Below are 17,146 nucleotides of genomic sequence, written 5' to 3'. Positions count from 1 at the left end.
CAATTGCCGCAACCTGGCTCGACAATTGCTGTAGTTAAATCGATGACATTGAACAGATACATATTTAGGTAACTCATGGTAGAAATTTTAGTTGTAGATGATAGAGCTGATATCCGATTAAGTCTTGTTGTACTTCTAGAGCAACATGGCTATTCAGTAAGAGAGGCCGACAGCCCACAACAGGCACAAGTACTGTTAAAAGAGCACGATATCGCCTTAATTTTGCTCGACATGAATTTCAATTTAGACACAACCTCTGGCGATGAAGGTTTACAGTTCTTAAATTGGATGCAACAAAGCAACATTGCATTACCGGTAATAGCCATGACAGCCTGGAGCAATGTTGATCTAGTCGTACAAGCAATGCGATTAGGTGCAACAGATTTCATCGACAAACCTTGGAAAAACCGGCAACTACTCAATGCCATCAAACAACAACTATCATTGCAAATATTAAGTAAAGAAAACGCTGGCTTTAAACAGCAACGTGACGACAAGCAACAACACCAATATCAGTGGCAGTCTTCATGTATGTTACAACTTTTTGATGAACTCGAAACGGTGGCTGCTACCAATGCTAATATTTTACTGACCGGTGAAAATGGCACAGGTAAAAGCGATCTCGCTCTTTGGATTCACAATCATTCAGAGCAGCGTGATGCGCCTATGGTATCAGTTAATATGGGCGCTATTTCAACCAATTTATTTGAAAGTGAAATGTTTGGTCACATTAAAGGTGCGTTTACTGATGCTAAAGCTAACCGTTTAGGTCGATTTGAATTAGCTGAAAACAGCACGCTTTTCCTTGATGAAATAGCTAACACTCCAATAGAACAACAAGCCAAAATATTGCGAGTATTAGAATCAGGGGAATATGAAGTGTTAGGCAGTAGCAAAACTAAGTTTGCTAAATGCCGAATCATTAGTGCTACCAATGCTGAATTTTCAGTTCTTATTCAACAAGAAAAATTCCGTGAAGATTTATATTACCGTTTAAACACTATTGAATTGCGTGTTCCATCACTTAAGGAAAGAAATATCGATATTGTGCCACTTAGCCGATATTATATTGCCAACTTCTGTCAAAAATATAAAAAGCCACATTGTGAACTTTCAACTTCCGCCGAGAATGCATTGGTTGGTTATCATTGGCCTGGTAATTTGCGTGAATTAAGTCACTTAATAGAACGCGCGGTTTTATTAAATAAAACCGGCGTGATAGATGATACCGAATTACGTTTAACCGCAAGCGCCCCTTCGATAGATCTTCCGTTAATGACCTTAAAAGAAGCTGAAATTTCCCTCATAAATAAAGCGCTTTCGCAAACAGACGGTAATATACCAAAAGCCGCTGTATTAATAGGGTTAACTAAATCATCAATGTATCGCCGCATTGAAAAATACGGGTTAAATTAATATGCGTTCACTAGAAAACTTTCTGACCTTACGTATTGTTTTGCTTGCATTACCAGGGGCAATTTTTATTTGGCTTTACCTTAATAAACTTGAAGTGCTATGGCATTGGCATGCCATAGCACTTTTCTGTTATATACTTTTTATCGCCTTATTAATGGTCACGATTAAGTTTCAAGTGTTTCGATCATATAACCGAGCTGCTTTACACCTTGACGCCATCAAACAAGAAGACTTTAATCAATTTGCAAAATCTCCCTTTCCTGAAGGTAAAGTAAAAGATTTTCATCAGCAACTCAGCCAATTGAGCACCACACTTCAAGCAAATAAATCACGCTATGATCAACATATTTTTTTAGTTTATAAGTTAATCTCTGAATTAACCTCACCTATTTTAGTGTTTAATCAAAAGCAACAATTAACCTTTGCCAATGAAGCTTTTCATCAACTATACGACCAACCTTGGCAAATGCAACGACTCGCCACTCCTGAACTACTTGATTTAAGCTTCAAAGGAAATCATTGGGTATTCAATAAAGCAGTATCTAAGTGGCAAATTAAACACAGTGAATTTATCGATAACGAAGAACAATATTTATTACTTGTTTTTATCGACATCGAAACAGCACTGCGTGAAAACCAACTTAAAGCGTGGCAACAGATCATCCGTGTGTTAAGTCACGAAATCAGAAATTCACTAACGCCGGTTTCATCAATGGCAGAAACCCTCGCCGAAAAAGCATTGGTTGATAGGGATAAACAAATATTATCTGTTATTACCGATCGCTGTGCCCATTTACAAAGTTTTGTTGACCGTTACTCTACAATTTCTAAACAAATAGAGCTTAAAAGAAATGATGTAAGTATTGATTACCTTACTAACCTTTTACATAAATTTTTCGAGGGCAAGAATGTTTCTTTACAGAGCTCATTAACAACGATTTGGGTCGACATTAGCTTTTTTGAACAAGTGCTTATTAATTTAACTAAAAACGCATTTGAAGCAAATGCTTCAACAGTCAATATTAACATTGAAGAAGTTGATCTACATATCATCATAGAAGTAGCAGATGATGGTCATGGCTTTAACAATTTAGATAATTTATTCGTGCCGCTTTACACAACTAAACCTGATGGCCAGGGGATCGGTTTAAGTTTTTGTAGAAATATTATTGAACAGCATGATGGCATCATAGAATTGTACAATAATACAAATAAAGGTGTTACCGTAATGATTATTCTGCCTGTTAAAAAGTAGCGGAATCTATAAGCAGACAAGTTCGATTATGGGATAAAAAAGTTCGATTTCGAACCAGTAAAAAATAACCACATGAACTATAACACTATTTTTTATTTTCCTACCAATTCAACACTGTTGTTTTTTCCAACAAACAGAAATTCAATTAGCGTAAAACACTATTCATTTAAAGTTTCACAAGTAAAACTTTCATTATGATTTTATATAAAATCAACATTTATAACGACTTATAAAAATTTACTTTTCGCCAAATAGCAGATCCGTTAAGATGAAAAGACTAGGCATATCGTCGTAAATCGTTAAGATAGAGGGGTAAATAAATACATTCATGCGTAAGGGCATATCATGAAACTAATGACAAAAATAGCAGTATCAAGTGCATTAACTTTATCGGTTTTATCGGTAAATGCACAGGTAGCTAAATCTGAAAAACAAGCAAGTCGCGCGGCTGAAACACGACAAGCCGTATTTAAGTTATTGGGCGCCAATATGTCTCCACTAGGGGCAATGGCTAAAGGAAAAATTGCATTTGACGCAGCTGCCGTAGAAAAACATGCCACTAGGATTAATCAATTATCATTAATGATTAACGATCATACTAGCCTAGATACATCTGGTTTTGATGTAACAACGGAAGCTTTAGATAAGGTATGGCAAGACCGAGTAGGTTTTAAAAAAGCGATTGAAAAATTAACCAAAAATTCAGCGCAGCTAATAACAATTTCAGCATCAGGTAATGAAGCTGCTATCAAGAAAGCCATTAGCGGTGTAGGAAAAAGCTGTGGTGGTTGTCACGATAACTTCAAAATGGATTAATCACACCATTAACTACCATCTAACCTAATACATACATAGGTTAGATGGTCTGATAACACTCGAGAATGTTCTTTTCATGAATATCTTAGCGCGTGTTGATCTTTTTAGTACACTTTTTCAGCATTAAATTTGGTGTTTATAAAAGGTTGAACGTATGTAATCGATAAATCGTGAAACACCGTAGAAAAATCAACAAGCCTTAATAATAAAACTCTTCTATTACCGGCGCATTTAACACCACAAGCCAATAAATAAAAAAACCAACGATTGTAGCGGCAACAATAAAAGTAATAATTTTAGAGTGTGCGATTCCGTCTTTTTCGTTGACATCATTATCTGGCTTCTTACCTGTTAACATCGGCTTGATTAAATCACGCTTTTTTACCACTCGATAATAGGCTATAGCTGCAATATGTATTGCTGAAGCAATCAAAATAAAATCAAAGCCGTTATGGTGAATAGTATTCATGATTTTTTCTAGTTCACTACTTAATACACCGTAATAAGGACCCGAGGAAAAAACGTCATCATCTATAAACAAACCCGAAGTAGCCTGTAATCCAATAAGCACTAACATTAGAATGATCATTAAAGCACCTAGTGGATTATGGCCGGGTGGCTCTCGCTTATCTATCAGGAATTTCTTTAATCGAGATGGTGTTGGAAAAAACGCGGTAAATTTAGCATGTCGTGTTCCGACAACCCCCCAAACAATTCTAAACACAATCAGACTAAGCGCAAAGTAACCGCACTTGATGTGATTTTCGATTAAACCATTCTCAGATGTATACCATAGGGCTAATAAAGTGCACACTAGCAACCAATGAAAAAGTCGAATGGGTAAATCCCAAATTAAATATTGCTTCATATCTATCCTCATTAACATTCACTAAATCATAGTGCAGTTAAAAATGCGAAAGGGCAATATTATAAATCAGTCTGATTTTGAAATTAAGTCGTCCGATTTCGGACTTTTTGTCTTAAAAATTCGAACAACATGGCTTATACCCCCTGATTTTATGAATATTTTGACTGGCACGGTTTTCGCTATATAACGTCGTGATTCAATTTTTTTATAGTTATATTATGGATGTTGTAAAACAAAAGTCTTTTAACAACAAATCAGTAAAACGAATAGCCATGGCTATAATCGTTTTACTTGGCTTGTTATCAATGTATTTAATTAAACAAAATGTTAATCAAGTTACTTTAAACAAAAAAGATTTAGTGATCGGCCAAGTTACTCAAGGTGAATTAAGAGTGACAGTGGATGGTTATGGCAAACTCATTTCTCATAAACAAGAGTTAATCACTTCGTTAACTCGAGCAACGGTGAAACAGATCGTATTAAAACCTGGTGCCGTCGTAGAGAAAGGTAGCTTGATTGTGAAACTTGAAAACCCTGAACTTGGCTATCAACTTTCTAGCGCGCAACAACAACTTGTTAGTTTACAAGCTAACTCTCGACAATTAGCGCTTAACCAACAAAGAGAAGTAATTGCTGAACAGTCAAAAATTTCCGAATACTCTGCAAAACTCGAATCTGCTAGTTTAAAAAGGAAAGCTGAAGAAAAACTTTTTAAACAAGGTATCGTTTCTGGCCTTAAATTTCGAGAATCTCAGCTGAATGAAAAACAATTAAAAACAACAATTACCCTAGCTAATCAAAGCTTAAAACATTTGCAAGATGTACATCAGGAAGCTTTGCTGATTCAACAAGAGCGCATCAACCAGCAATTAAATACGGTCAAGAATGCTCAAGATCGCTTAGATGCATTACATGTTGTCGCAAAATTTGATGGAATTTTGCAGAGGCTACCGGTAAGCCTTGGTCAAAGTATTAATCCAGGGCAAGAAATAGCGTTAATTGGCAGCACTAGCGATCTAATTGCAGAAATTAAAATCCCACAATCACAAGCTAACGCAATACGCATAGGCCAACAAGTAGAAATAGATACACGTCAATCTATCTTATTAGGCAAAGTATCGCGTATTGACCCGATAGTCCAAGATAACTCAGTTTTGATTGATGTCACATTTACTCAACCTCTTGATAACAACATGCGCCCAGAACAAAATGTTGATGCTGAAATCATTACTGATACTTTATCAAATGTCGCTTATATCGAACGACCAGCCAATATTCAGGCTAAAAGCCAACAAGCCATGTATCGATTAGAAAAAGGTAACAACAAGGCAACACGCGTTGAAATTACCTTTGGTCAAAAAACGTCACGCTACGTTGCCATTATAAAAGGTGCAGTACCTGGCGACAGCTTTATATTAACTGATTTAACCAACTACCAAGCCTCAGAAATTGCATTAAATTAAGGACCCCACATGAACGAAATATTAAAATTAGAGCAAATAACAAAAATATTTGAAACTGAAGAATTAGAAACGCACGCTTTATCAGGCATTAGCTTAACGATACATCAAGGAGAATACGTATCAATTTCTGGACCTTCGGGGTGTGGTAAGTCAACCTTGTTATCCATTATGGGGCTTTTAGATTTTGCAACGAAAGGTCAGTACTTTATTGAGGGTCAAGATGCGACCTCGTTAACACTTAATCAAGCTGCAACAATGAGAAACGAAAAAATTGGTTTCATATTTCAATCATTTAATTTGATCGATGAATTAAGTGTTTTTGACAACGTCGCTTTGCCATTACGCTATCACAGCCAGAAATTTAGCAGTAAAGAGATAGAAAAACGTGTAGTCGCACGCTTAGAACAAGTTGGCCTATCACATCGAATTAGTCATAAACCGAACCAATTGTCAGGTGGTCAGCAACAACGTGTTGCCATCGCCCGTGCTTTAATCGCCAATCCAAGCATTTTATTAGTCGATGAGCCAACCGGAAACCTTGATTCAAAAGCCGGAGATCAAGTCATGGACTTACTTGAAGAACTGAACAATCAAGGTACTACTATTTGTATGGTGACGCATGATCCAAGATATGCAGATATGGCAAAAATTAAAGTACAACTGCTTGACGGTAAGGTCTTACACGCCCCTGTAACAAAAGCCTCTATTTAATTGAAACTAACAAAACAAGGGTTCTGTGATGAAATTATTTCTATTTCACCTGACTTTAGCACTTAAAAATCTTAAACATAATAAAAGCTATGGCTTTGCTGTTATTTCCACATTGGCGTTAACCTTAGGTGCATTAATTTGTGCACTCACGTTAGCTTTTGTCATGCTATACAAACCTTTACCTTATCCTGATCAGCAGCAATTAACCTATGTAGAACACCAGTTGATCAATAATGAACAAAAAATTGATGGGCGGGCATTTACGTACCCCAATTTAATGCATCTGTATAAACAGCATGACATTTTTTCTCAAGTCGCCATGCAATATCTCGACGCTGACATTTTGACCTCTGAGCCTTCCAAACCTTTTGTCGAAATTTCATTTGTGACTCCTGAGTGGTTTGACATTTTTGCCGCGCCTATGCAGTTAGGTCGTCAATTCGAGCAAAGTGAAAAAGTAGATAGCTATAATCCGGTCGCTATTTTAAGCCATCAAATGTGGCAAGATATGTTTGGTGCGCGTGAAGATATCATTGGCTACAGTATTAGTTTTGGTGGAAAATCGTTTGAAGTTATTGGTGTGTTAGCCCCTGACTTCAATGAACTTAACTTAGCCGCTCCAGGGGTTAAATCAGCAATGTTTATTCCTTGGGATTTCAATTCTGTGTCAGATTCAGAAAGGGTTCGCTGGGGGAACGACGACGGTTCATTAACCTTTGTTGGTAAGTTACCGAAAAACATAAGCCACACACAAGCATCACAGCGTTTGTCACAGTTGATTAATGATAATTGGCGATTAAATGTTGCAGAGCATAACTTTTTCGATAACTGGTCAATTAATATCGTAACAACTCCGTTGAGTGAACTATTAATTCAAGATAACGAGCAGCTACTATTCTTACTGGTACTAGGTACATTAGGGTTAGCCATCATTGCTATAGCTAACATCGCAAACCTTTATCTAGCACGAACGGTACAACAACAGCACACCCTTGCCATAAACGCTGCTGTAGGAGCACCAACATCTGGCATAATTGCGATGGTTGTCGCTGAAGCTGTTATTTTACTGACATCAGCGTTAATGCTAAGTCTTTTGGTGGCTGAATTGGGCTTCAGCTTAATGCGAACTTACCTTGATAGCTATTTACCTCGCGCTGCTGAGTTAAGCTTAAACCTGTTTTCTGTTGGCGCCGCACTCGCTATTTTATTTTTTCTTATCGGTCTCTTTATTGCACTTAATTTACGCATTACCAATTATCGCCAGCTGATCACAAACCTAAGAAGTAGCGGTAAAGGGACCAAAGTACAAGTCTCAAAAAAAATGCGCAACGTATTGATCACTAGTCAAATATCTATCGCGATATTCCTCGTTTTTGCTAATAGTATTTTATTGACCGATGCTTACAAGGTCATGAAGAAGCCTTTAGGGTATCAAACTGACAATATTCATTCATTGGTCATGGCTTTACCAAGTGCTAATCAAGGAATGAGCGAAGACACAATGCAAAACTTGATTCGTGAATTATCAGCCCATCCAAGTGTTGACGGTGTTAGCCAGTCACAAAGACCATCAGCATTCTTTATGTTAGCTTTTACTGAGCAACAATCCGGGCGAAAATATTCAGAGCGTGCCAAAGATATTGATGAAAATTATTTTTCTTTGATTGGTCAGCCTTTAATTTCAGGGGAAAATATACAAAACAAACATCGTAATGAAGAACTACGTGGCATTGTAGTAAATGATCTATTAGCGCATAAAATGGCGCCTGACGGTGATGTGATCGGACTTAGAATCAACAATTCAACTTTCGTTTCCGGTGTAGTAAAGAGTATCAATGTACCTGGCCAAAAAGCACCTGAGCCTCGATTTTACTTTTTATCACGAGCTTCGCGTAACGCCCTATTGATCAAAACTAAACCAAATCAAACATTGTCTCGTGATGCCATTCTAACAATTGTGTCTGACATAAGCCCACAGCTGAATATTTTTAGTTATCAGCCAATTCAGCATTATAAAGATGCTCGTTTATTTGCCAGTAAAACGACAACCATCACGACCTTAACACTTATCGTTATCACGTTACTATTATGTTCAATTGGCCTTTATGGCATTTTAAAATATAACAGCGAGATGCGTCGTTTTGAAATAGGTACACGTATTGCGATAGGCGCTAAAGCAAGTGATATCATAAAAATGGTATGTGGTGAAAACATCAAGCCACTCATTTTAGGTGTAATTATCAACTTGGTCATCATAAGCGCGGGATTTTATATTTATAGTGTTCTACTCAATGAATATATTAATCAACACCTTATATGGACTTTCCTCATAAGCCTGATTATTGTTAGCGCTATTGTGCTAATCGCTAGTTACTTACCGGTGAAAAAGTATATAAATCAACCCGCAATACTTAGTCTTAGGGTGGGATAAATAGTGATGGCTTCATCAATGACATATCACATGAAACAAGCATGGCAATCGATAACAAGACACCCGATGTTTGGTGCCAATGTGGTTGCAACAATTGCGATCACATTAGGCGCATTATTATGTGCGACCACCCTAATTTATCTCATGTTGATAAAACCTTTACCTTACCCAGAAATGGAAAAACTATATCTTGCTAAGCAAGCAATGGTAAATCAAGAGGGTAATTTTATCGGTGAAGGATTTTCTTATCCGGCGGCAAAACAACTATATAAAAACCAAGGTGAGAATGAAAACGTAGCACTTAGCTACTTGATAACCGATGTTATCACCTCATTGGCAGAGCCAGTTACCATTGAAAGTGGTTATGTCACCAATGAATGGTTTGATTTATTAGGCGCAACATTCATTGTTGGCGGTAATTTTTCCCATCAACAAAAAATAGAGAGCTTTACCCCTGGCGCTATTCTCAGTTATCAACTTTGGCAAGAGCAATTTGGTAGCGATCCAAATATACAATCAAAAAGCATTGATATCCGAGGTATTTCTCATCCCATTATTGGAGTGTTGTCGCCAAGTTTTGTTGAGCCAGAAATCAAAGGTATTGGCCGAAAAACACAGCTTTGGTTAGCTTGGGATTTTAACTGGGCAGAACAAATGGGCTGGGGTGAGCTATCTTCAATAGACGGCGCTGTTCACACGTTATTTAAACTACATGAAAATCAGAATGTTAATAACTTAAAACAGCAATTGAATAATCAGCAGCGTGATTTATGGCAACAAACTTTTGCTAATCAGCCAAGTTTTCAAGATTGGCAGGTATCCATCGAACTCATTGAACTGAGTAATGCCATCTATCAAGGACAATCAGAGCTTATTTATTACGTGTTTTTTGCTTGTTTAGGCATTTTTTTCATCGCAATGACAAACATCACTAATTTGTTTATGTCGAGAACAGTTGAACAACAGCGTAATTTAGCGATTCATGCCGCCATAGGTGCTAAAAAGTTTAACCTGTTTACATTGTTGTTCATAGAATATGGTATGTTGTTATTGATTGCGCTCCCTTTTGTATTGGCTTTTGCCTATTTGGGTTTCTATCTGCTACAACAACATCTAACCTCAGTGTTACCTAGAGCTGAAGAGCTGTCTTTATCTTGGTTTTCATTAGCATTTAGCACCTGCGTACTATTGTTGCTCAATACGATTTTTACCCTAGTATGTCGACAACTAGTACCATATCATCGGCTTAACAATGCTTTGAACCAAAGTGGTAAAGGTAGTGGAATACAAATTAAAGCATCCGTTAGATCAAGTTTAATTGCTATTCAAATCACCATTGCCGCCACATTAATTTTTATTAATCTTGCTATGTTTAATCAGGCATATAAGACAATTAATCAACCAATGGGGATATCAGTAGATAACCTATGGCAATTAAGGTTAATGGAGAAAAACCCCACAGAGACGCCAACGGAAACACTTCGCAATGATTTAATCCAAATCAATCGTGCGTTAAATCAACACCCAGAAATTGCTCAATCGACAATTTCGTTATCACCATTAATATGGTTTGGTAACTACCCAATATTCGATCCAGAGCAAAATACGCAATTTACGCCAGAAGTAAAATTAATTGATGACGGGTATTTTCCCATGCTTAGTCAAACGTTTATCACGGGTGAAAACTTTACCGAACAACAAGTTTTAGATGGTGAATTTGTGATGGTGATCAATGAAAAAATGGCCCATTTACTCGCGTCAACAGAGACGGTGATAAACAAAAAAGTTCGCTTTTGGGGGCGTGATTATAACGTTATTGGTGTTGTACAAGGTTTGCAGCTGCCAAACGATCTTGATGTCCCTCCTAGGGCATACGTTCCCGATAGCAGAAAGCGCGCCAATATCATGTTGAAACCAATAGTATCTACCCCGCTTAAAAAGGCGGATTTGCTTAGCGTGGTAGAGTCTGTATCCATTCACTATACCATTCGAGAAATTAAACCGTTTGATGATGATAAGCACCGTTTGTTATTTATGCAGTATACAACCATCGCGGTCACAGGTTGTTTAACAATACTGACGCTTTTTTTAGCAATAATAGGTCTATATGGCATTTTAAGTTACTCAAGCCAACTTCGACGTCATGAAATTGGTACACGTTTGGCGATAGGTGCCAAAGGTTCTGATATATTATCAATGATGTTTAAAGAAAACGTGAAGGCTTTATTCTGTGGCCTAATTGGCAGTGTATTTACAAGTTCCTGCTTGTTTTTCATGTTTGCTGAACAACTCAATGATCTCATTAATGCTAGTGCAATTATTTGGTTGTCTGTCACACTGGTTATAGTGGTTAGTGTTACACTTATAGGGTGTTACTTACCCATCAGGCAATATGTTGCAAATCCTGTGATTAAATGCCTTAGAGCGACAGAAGAATAGCAGTGTACCTTCTCAAGATGACAGAGAAGGTACAAAAAAACTCTCAATGTGGTGACGAATATATCTTTATACGTTTTTCCATAAGCTTATCTACTACGCCACATTGATATGTCATCAACTCAACCAAGAGAATAGTCGATCGAATAGTCCGCTTTGCTTTTCATTTATTTCGTCAACTGAGATATTGTATTCTAAGACTTTTAGCCTTAGAGAATAGGTGCCTCCATGACCCCATGGCCACCAAAATGCAACTATCGCAGGTGAATTTTTTTTCTTTGGCGTTAACAATAATTTTTGTTTTTTTCCAATGCGAGCCAAATCTTTTAATTCATTCTTTAACACATTAGGTAGTTTTTTCGCCGCTTTATGATCCCACTGAAACGGGAATATGGGCACAAGCCTCTCAAATACATCATCAGATTTGTTTTGCGCAAATTCGCTCAACATTACCCCATAACGATCTTCATATTTCCATATAATATTGTCACCCAACCTTGAGCGTAGCTCAGCGGTTAAATGTTCGATTTGCTTTTGTGTATACACCTTGTTTACCTTTTTACTAAAAAAGGCTCTACCTGAGCCTTTTTAATTCTCATCCTGAACAGTAAAAAACTAAATACCAGCCTCTTCTACTTGTTCATCCTTTTTGTCTTCACCTAGCCAAGCGGCTTTAAATTCTGCTTGTTGATCGGTGATATCATCATCTTGTACAGACACTTTAACCGCTGGATCAGCAATAAACGTGATCGATTTTTTCACTGTTTCACCACGTTGAATATATTCAATGGTGGTAGTATCTCCAGGTTTAAATTGCGCGAGTGCTTTATGCCAAAGTTTTTGTGAACGAATCGTTCTACGGCCTAATTTTACGATTTGATCGCCATATTCTACGCCCGCTTGATATAACGGAGAGTTAACTAACATGGTATTACTTACCATGGCATCTTTACCTACGAAATTAAAGTTAACTTTACCTAGAAATGCACTCTCATCATCTTTTTGCTCGATGGTTAAGCCAGCCGTTGACAATAATGCAGAAAAATCGACTTTAGTGCGACCATATATATGCTCCGCAAAAAACGTATCAGCAAATTGCTGATCACCCGTTACTTTACCTAAAGTTAAGCGGGCATCATCACGGGTATATGGCGTTTCTGTTTTACCAAAGTCATTCCATAATTGTTTCATATAATCATCTAGTGACTTGCCAGGAAACGACGTACGAATCATAAGATCTAACGCTAACCCCATAGCTCTACCGTATGTATAATAACTAAAGTAATTATTACTGTAGTTGGTACGATCTACGGATACGCCAGCATCAACAAACGTTGCCATTTGACTGGCACCTTCAGGTGACAAATATAAACGTCCACGCTGATAATATGCTTGATTCACTATACTACTTAAGTGCGTCAAAAATTTCTCTTCATCCCACTCATTAGCGCGCTTTATCAATAATTTGTCGTAGTATGTTGTAAAGCCTTCAGCAAGCCATAGGTTTGATGTCATGTTTGCACCAATGAAGTTAAAAGGCTCAAGTTCTGCGGGACGAATACGTTCAACATTCCATGCATGAAAAAACTCATGAGACAAGGTGCCTAACTGGCTAAACTCAGCTTCATCTAACGAAGTAGCATTAGTGAGTATGGTAGAATTTCTATGTTCCATACCGTCACCTTTTGCGTGTGGTAGGTAACAAGCAATAAAGGTGTATTCGCCGTAATCAAATGTTGGTAACTCACCAAATACTTTTATTTGTTCAGCGACAACCGCTTTTGCCATATTGGCAAATTTATCAAGATCTTCATCTGTACCATTGTGATGAACCGCTAAGTGAATTGTTTGACTCTCGCCGTTTGACTCTACTTGCCAAGAACGTACCTGATGATCGCTCAACTCTACTGGACTATCAAGAAAATAAGCTAAATTGGGTGCAGTAAACGCATAACTACCCTTACCTTTTGGCAATTGTGTTGCTACTTTCCATCGAGGATTAAACGGCGTAAATTCTAAATCGATTGCACGGTCTTCATGGCCTGTAGCCCACACAAAAGTAGCTGGCATATTCAGGTGAGCATGCGTTCTATCGATTTGAGAATATGTGCCGTCTGCTCTATCACCAAATAATGTATAAGTTAACGTTACCTCGCCATCATGGCCTTCTATATTCCATTGATACGGATTAACGCGTTTAATATTTATTGGTTGCCCAACACTATTAACCGCCGATACGTTATACACATTTTTAATAAATTCATGCATTGCGTATCGTCCAGGTGACGCACGACTCATTTGCACTTCTAAGACTTGATTTTCAACCTCGGTAAATGTCGCGCTAATTTGCGCTTCATGGTGTACGGCATTGTCAAATGACACTTGATAGAAGGTTTCACCATTAGCAAAGCATGTGTGAGTAAACATTGCCAAACTAAGCATTAAAAACTTTTTCATGATTTGTTCCATTAGTTATTTTTCTCTGTTATCACAAATATATAATCTTAAGCATTTGTAATGACGGGTCGTTAGAATTGTATACACTTTAATAAAACTTGTCTGGACTTTTAGTAACTTTTTCATTTCATCTCTTCTCTTGACCATCTTGCTTTATTCGTAAAAATAAACAACACTAATTGTCATATTAAGATCATTATTAACTTAGTGTAGATATTATGACAATGCATATTCAGCAAAATAACGCTGTTTACAATGTTAAACATTTAAATATCCCCGCCCAAGCTGGAGTTGAGTTTTATCAGCATCCGCAAAGCCAATTTTTATATATAAAATCTGGCGTACTTGCTGTCATTACTAGGTCTGGTCGTTATTTTATACCCGCGTGTCATGGTTTTATGATCCCAGCGAATATTAGACATGAGTTACTCGCAAAAACTGATGTCGCATTAACTGCGGTTTATATAACGGATGACATCTTTGAAACTACCATTGATCAACCTTTTGTCGCACATGCTTCAACATTTTTTAAAGCATTAATGAATGAGCTTCTCACCCTACCTTCCTCTAACAAACAAACCTTAATACATCACCGGCTTATTGCTGTTTTCCAAGATTATTTACCACAATTAACCAAACGTGATATGTTTTTACCTTATCCACAAGATGAACGTTTACTCGCAATCATAGAAAAGTTACAAAAATACCCTTCCATGAAAAGTGATCTATTATCATGGGGTAAATTTGTTCAAACTTCTGCAAGAACATTAACTAGAAATTTTAAAAAGGAAACCGGATTAACCTATAGTCAATGGCGACAACGGTTAAATATACAAATAGCAATCAAGCATTTAGCGCAAAAAGATGAAATCGCCAGTATAGCGGCATTGTTAGGTTACCAATCTAGTTCATCCTTTATTTATATGTTTAGGCAACAGATAGGTATTTCACCTAAGCAGTTCTTAAAAACTTTAATTTAAACATCAACAGTAACGGAACCATTATGAAAGCAATAATCCTATGTACACTACTTTTTAGTTTTCAAGCAATTAGCGGTACACAGTACCACGGGGACACATCACAAAAAGATGCAGTAGAAAAAGCGGTCAATTATTACTTAGAAGGAAGTAAACTTGGTGACCCTGATATTGTCGCAAAAGCGTTTCACCCTGATGCCAAAATTCAAGGAGTAACCGACGGCAAGCACAATGTTTACGAATTACAGACCTTTTTAGGCTTTTTTAGTAAAGATAAACCCGGCAAACATACCACGAGTATTATCGCTATGGATATTGAAAATTCCGCCGCTTCAGTGCGGGCTGAGTGGGATATGGGCAGCTGGAAGTATGTCGACTACTTGTCATTATTGAAACATAACGGCGAATGGAAAATCGTCAATAAAATATATACTGTGGTAAAAAAGTAAACAGCTGACAAAGTCAGTAGATAAAACTTATCGTATTATTTCACTTGCTGTGCTAAATCTAGATGATATTTTTCAATACATTTAGCACAGATACATACCCTATTTTTTTTCTTCTTTGGCACGTTCGCTAACAATGCCTTAGGTATGTTAGTGCTCACACACCAACATGGTTCGTTACCATCAACATTGCAGCGATTATGTTGCTGACACAACGGACAAATACTCGCACTACCTTCCAACATAATTGCTCCACTTGATCTTTTTATAGGTCATTTTAATAAATATATCGATCATTTCCTAATCTTGATATATGCCTACGCTTGAGAAGTCGATATGAAAGCACTACGGAAAACTTCCATACGCTACCGGTTAGCGATCATTTTAGCTATTACGTTATCAGGTTTGTTATTGCTTGGTGCAAAACTACTTTCACCTCAATACAGCATTTTATATCAACAATAAAAAGTTGTGCAATCTGCTGTCAGTATCGCTGAGCACTACTATGCCTTATATCAACAGGGTGAACTTACTGAACAATAATTAGACGCCGCTGATAAAGTGAACCTTCGAATAAATAAATTAGCGAACATGGCGGATGAATCGGTGCAGATGACAGAGCAACTGAACCAATCAAGCAATGTCTTGAAATTAAATAGTGATCAATTAGCTAGGGTCTGTTGATTTAAATTACGTTAAATCAGCGATTGAATCTCTATTGATTAACGTTGGTGAATAAAAGTGTTGTATCACGTCTTGCTGTTGCTTATAGACATCACGCAAAATTATTTTAGCCGCCATTTGCCCCATCTGATCAACGGGATTTTCAATTGTGGTTAACTTAGGATATAAATGAGAAGCAAATACAACGTTATCAAAGCCTATAACTGATAAATCATCAGGCAGGTGTAAACCATGCTCCCGAGCATAGGTCATGACACCAGAAGCAATTTCATCATTAGCACAAACAATTGCGGTGAAATTATCGTTAGACTTAATAAATTTTTCTAACCCTAACACACCACCTATTTCTTTAAACTCACCTTCATATATTAACGACTCTTTAATGGGTAAGTTATGCTCTGCCATTGCACGTTTATGACCTGCAAGCCTAGCAACTGCGTCTGCTTTTGATTGTGGCCCGGCAATACAGGCGATTTCTTTATGCCCATGTTTGATCATGGTCGACGTTGCCAAGTAACCACCATATTCATTATTTAAGCTGATACACTTATCGGCAAGACTTGCTACATAACGACTAATAAAAATCATCGGTGTTTTTTCTTTTGCAATGCTTTCAATATACTCATCACTCACCGCCTCTACATGAGCGATGATAGCATCACAATTTCGGCTGATTAAAAACTCAATGCCATCTTTTTCTTTTTCCTCATCACTATGGCCTGCAGTGATGATGACATGCTTGCCCGCTGCACGTAGTTCAGTTTCCACCGCACTCATCATTTGCCCAAAGAAAGGCCCATGAATTTCAGAAACAAGCAAGCCAACACAGTTGCTGCGATTAGAAGCTAACGATTGAGCGGTTAAGTTTGGACGATAGCCGAGTTCTTTCATTGCCGCTAACACTTTCTCGCGTGTTTTATCACTCACACGAGGATTACCGTTCATCACACGAGATACGGTTGCAAGCGAGACTTTGGCAAGTTCTGATACCTGATAAATGGTGGTCATAAGTTTCTGTAAACCAACTGGTTACCTGTAATATAATGGTGCCAAGGCTAACACATTACAGGTAATAATGGTACGAGGTGCCACTAATACCAATTCGCATAAATATTCGGTCATTCAGCGAGAATTAAACGCTTTAGAGGCACGGCGTTGATTGCAGAGAATGGTTATTCAGGAGAAC

The 17,146-nt window shown here is 37.5% G+C and carries 15 protein-coding genes; 10 read left to right on the top strand and 5 right to left on the bottom strand.

Annotation, left to right across the window (positions count from 1 at the left end; all coding sequences use genetic code 11):
* Positions 1-75: 75 nt before the first annotated feature.
* The 3 genes from BI291_RS06350 (at position 76) to BI291_RS06340 (ending at position 3,487) form a co-directional block, all read left to right on the top strand.
* The gene (locus BI291_RS06350; RefSeq protein WP_074497268.1) at positions 76-1,416 is read left to right on the top strand and encodes a sigma-54 dependent transcriptional regulator; all 1,341 of its coding nucleotides are present in this window, start codon (positions 76-78) and stop codon (positions 1,414-1,416) included.
* 1 nt (position 1,417) lies between these two features.
* Positions 1,418-2,671: a PAS domain-containing sensor histidine kinase gene (locus BI291_RS06345; protein ID WP_074497266.1), complete on the top strand. Its 1,254-nt coding sequence runs from the start codon at positions 1,418-1,420 to the stop codon at positions 2,669-2,671.
* A gap of 345 nt (positions 2,672-3,016) precedes the next feature.
* Positions 3,017-3,487 carry a cytochrome c gene (locus BI291_RS06340; protein ID WP_074497264.1) on the top strand — a complete coding sequence of 157 codons (471 nt, stop codon included), beginning with the start codon at positions 3,017-3,019 and terminating at the stop codon, positions 3,485-3,487.
* A 199-nt stretch (positions 3,488-3,686) separates the two neighbouring features.
* Here the strand turns inward: BI291_RS06340 and BI291_RS06335 are convergent, their stop codons facing one another.
* The gene (locus BI291_RS06335) at positions 3,687-4,355 is read right to left on the bottom strand and encodes a cytochrome b/b6 domain-containing protein (protein WP_074497263.1); all 669 of its coding nucleotides are present in this window, start codon (positions 4,353-4,355) and stop codon (positions 3,687-3,689) included.
* A gap of 272 nt (positions 4,356-4,627) precedes the next feature.
* Between BI291_RS06335 and BI291_RS06330 the strand changes: the two genes are divergently transcribed.
* Genes BI291_RS06330 through BI291_RS06315 form a run of 4 tightly spaced genes read left to right on the top strand, consistent with a single transcriptional unit; the run spans position 4,628 to position 11,399 of the window.
* Complete coding sequence (locus tag BI291_RS06330; protein ID WP_175573084.1) at positions 4,628-5,818, top strand: efflux RND transporter periplasmic adaptor subunit; 1,191 nt, start codon at positions 4,628-4,630, stop codon at positions 5,816-5,818.
* A 9-nt stretch (positions 5,819-5,827) separates the two neighbouring features.
* Positions 5,828-6,529, top strand: a complete 702-nt coding sequence (locus tag BI291_RS06325; RefSeq protein ID WP_074497257.1) for an ABC transporter ATP-binding protein — start codon at positions 5,828-5,830, stop codon at positions 6,527-6,529.
* A 28-nt stretch (positions 6,530-6,557) separates the two neighbouring features.
* Positions 6,558-8,960, top strand: a complete 2,403-nt coding sequence (locus tag BI291_RS06320) for an ABC transporter permease (protein ID WP_074497255.1) — start codon at positions 6,558-6,560, stop codon at positions 8,958-8,960.
* Between the two features lie 6 nt (positions 8,961-8,966).
* Positions 8,967-11,399, top strand: coding sequence for an ABC transporter permease (locus BI291_RS06315; RefSeq protein ID WP_074497252.1), 2,433 nt, complete (start codon positions 8,967-8,969; stop codon positions 11,397-11,399).
* Between the two features lie 114 nt (positions 11,400-11,513).
* Here the strand turns inward: BI291_RS06315 and BI291_RS06310 are convergent, their stop codons facing one another.
* Both BI291_RS06310 and BI291_RS06305 read right to left on the bottom strand, forming a co-directional pair.
* Positions 11,514-11,942 carry a hypothetical protein gene (locus BI291_RS06310; protein WP_074497250.1) on the bottom strand — a complete coding sequence of 143 codons (429 nt, stop codon included), beginning with the start codon at positions 11,940-11,942 and terminating at the stop codon, positions 11,514-11,516.
* Positions 11,943-12,011: 69 nt separating this feature from the next.
* Positions 12,012-13,853, bottom strand: a complete 1,842-nt coding sequence (locus tag BI291_RS06305) for a M61 family metallopeptidase (RefSeq protein WP_074497247.1) — start codon at positions 13,851-13,853, stop codon at positions 12,012-12,014.
* A gap of 218 nt (positions 13,854-14,071) precedes the next feature.
* On the opposite strand from BI291_RS06305, the gene BI291_RS06300 reads away from it, so the two are divergent.
* The gene (locus BI291_RS06300; RefSeq protein WP_074497245.1) at positions 14,072-14,833 is read left to right on the top strand and encodes an AraC family transcriptional regulator; all 762 of its coding nucleotides are present in this window, start codon (positions 14,072-14,074) and stop codon (positions 14,831-14,833) included.
* 23 nt (positions 14,834-14,856) lie between these two features.
* The gene (locus BI291_RS06295; protein WP_074497243.1) at positions 14,857-15,279 is read left to right on the top strand and encodes a nuclear transport factor 2 family protein; all 423 of its coding nucleotides are present in this window, start codon (positions 14,857-14,859) and stop codon (positions 15,277-15,279) included.
* 35 nt (positions 15,280-15,314) lie between these two features.
* Here the strand turns inward: BI291_RS06295 and BI291_RS06290 are convergent, their stop codons facing one another.
* A complete protein-coding gene (locus BI291_RS06290; protein ID WP_074497240.1) occupies positions 15,315-15,521 on the bottom strand; it encodes a cysteine-rich CWC family protein in 207 nt (68 codons plus the stop codon).
* Positions 15,522-15,612: 91 nt separating this feature from the next.
* Between BI291_RS06290 and BI291_RS18670 the strand changes: the two genes are divergently transcribed.
* Complete coding sequence (locus BI291_RS18670; protein WP_303046026.1) at positions 15,613-15,741, top strand: hypothetical protein; 129 nt, start codon at positions 15,613-15,615, stop codon at positions 15,739-15,741.
* A gap of 225 nt (positions 15,742-15,966) precedes the next feature.
* Here BI291_RS18670 and BI291_RS06285 read toward each other — a convergent pair whose 3' ends face one another.
* On the bottom strand, positions 15,967-16,968 hold the full coding sequence (locus BI291_RS06285; RefSeq protein WP_074497238.1) for a LacI family DNA-binding transcriptional regulator: 1,002 nt from the start codon (positions 16,966-16,968) through the stop codon (positions 15,967-15,969).
* Positions 16,969-17,146 lie beyond the last annotated feature (178 nt).

The sequence above is a fragment of the Thalassotalea sp. PP2-459 genome (genome assembly GCF_001913705.1).
Classification (GTDB): Bacteria; Pseudomonadota; Gammaproteobacteria; order Enterobacterales; family Alteromonadaceae; genus Thalassotalea_C; species Thalassotalea_C hakodatensis.
The sequence above is the reverse complement of the archived record's forward strand: the minus strand, read 5'-3'. Positions and strand labels throughout refer to the sequence as shown.

Coding starts and splice junctions, on each gene's coding strand:
- BI291_RS06350 (WP_074497268.1), top strand. CDS start 76: ATGGTAGAAATTTTAGTTGTAGATGATAGAGCTGATATCCGATTAAGT.
- BI291_RS06345 (WP_074497266.1), top strand. CDS start 1,418: ATGCGTTCACTAGAAAACTTTCTGACCTTACGTATTGTTTTGCTTGCA.
- BI291_RS06340 (WP_074497264.1), top strand. CDS start 3,017: ATGAAACTAATGACAAAAATAGCAGTATCAAGTGCATTAACTTTATCG.
- BI291_RS06335 (WP_074497263.1), bottom strand. CDS start 4,355: ATGAAGCAATATTTAATTTGGGATTTACCCATTCGACTTTTTCATTGG.
- BI291_RS06330 (WP_175573084.1), top strand. CDS start 4,628: ATGGCTATAATCGTTTTACTTGGCTTGTTATCAATGTATTTAATTAAA.
- BI291_RS06325 (WP_074497257.1), top strand. CDS start 5,828: ATGAACGAAATATTAAAATTAGAGCAAATAACAAAAATATTTGAAACT.
- BI291_RS06320 (WP_074497255.1), top strand. CDS start 6,558: ATGAAATTATTTCTATTTCACCTGACTTTAGCACTTAAAAATCTTAAA.
- BI291_RS06315 (WP_074497252.1), top strand. CDS start 8,967: ATGGCTTCATCAATGACATATCACATGAAACAAGCATGGCAATCGATA.
- BI291_RS06305 (WP_074497247.1), bottom strand. CDS start 13,853: ATGAAAAAGTTTTTAATGCTTAGTTTGGCAATGTTTACTCACACATGC.
- BI291_RS06300 (WP_074497245.1), top strand. CDS start 14,072: ATGACAATGCATATTCAGCAAAATAACGCTGTTTACAATGTTAAACAT.
- BI291_RS06295 (WP_074497243.1), top strand. CDS start 14,857: ATGAAAGCAATAATCCTATGTACACTACTTTTTAGTTTTCAAGCAATT.
- BI291_RS06290 (WP_074497240.1), bottom strand. CDS start 15,521: ATGTTGGAAGGTAGTGCGAGTATTTGTCCGTTGTGTCAGCAACATAAT.
- BI291_RS18670 (WP_303046026.1), top strand. CDS start 15,613: ATGAAAGCACTACGGAAAACTTCCATACGCTACCGGTTAGCGATCATT.
- BI291_RS06285 (WP_074497238.1), bottom strand. CDS start 16,968: ATGACCACCATTTATCAGGTATCAGAACTTGCCAAAGTCTCGCTTGCA.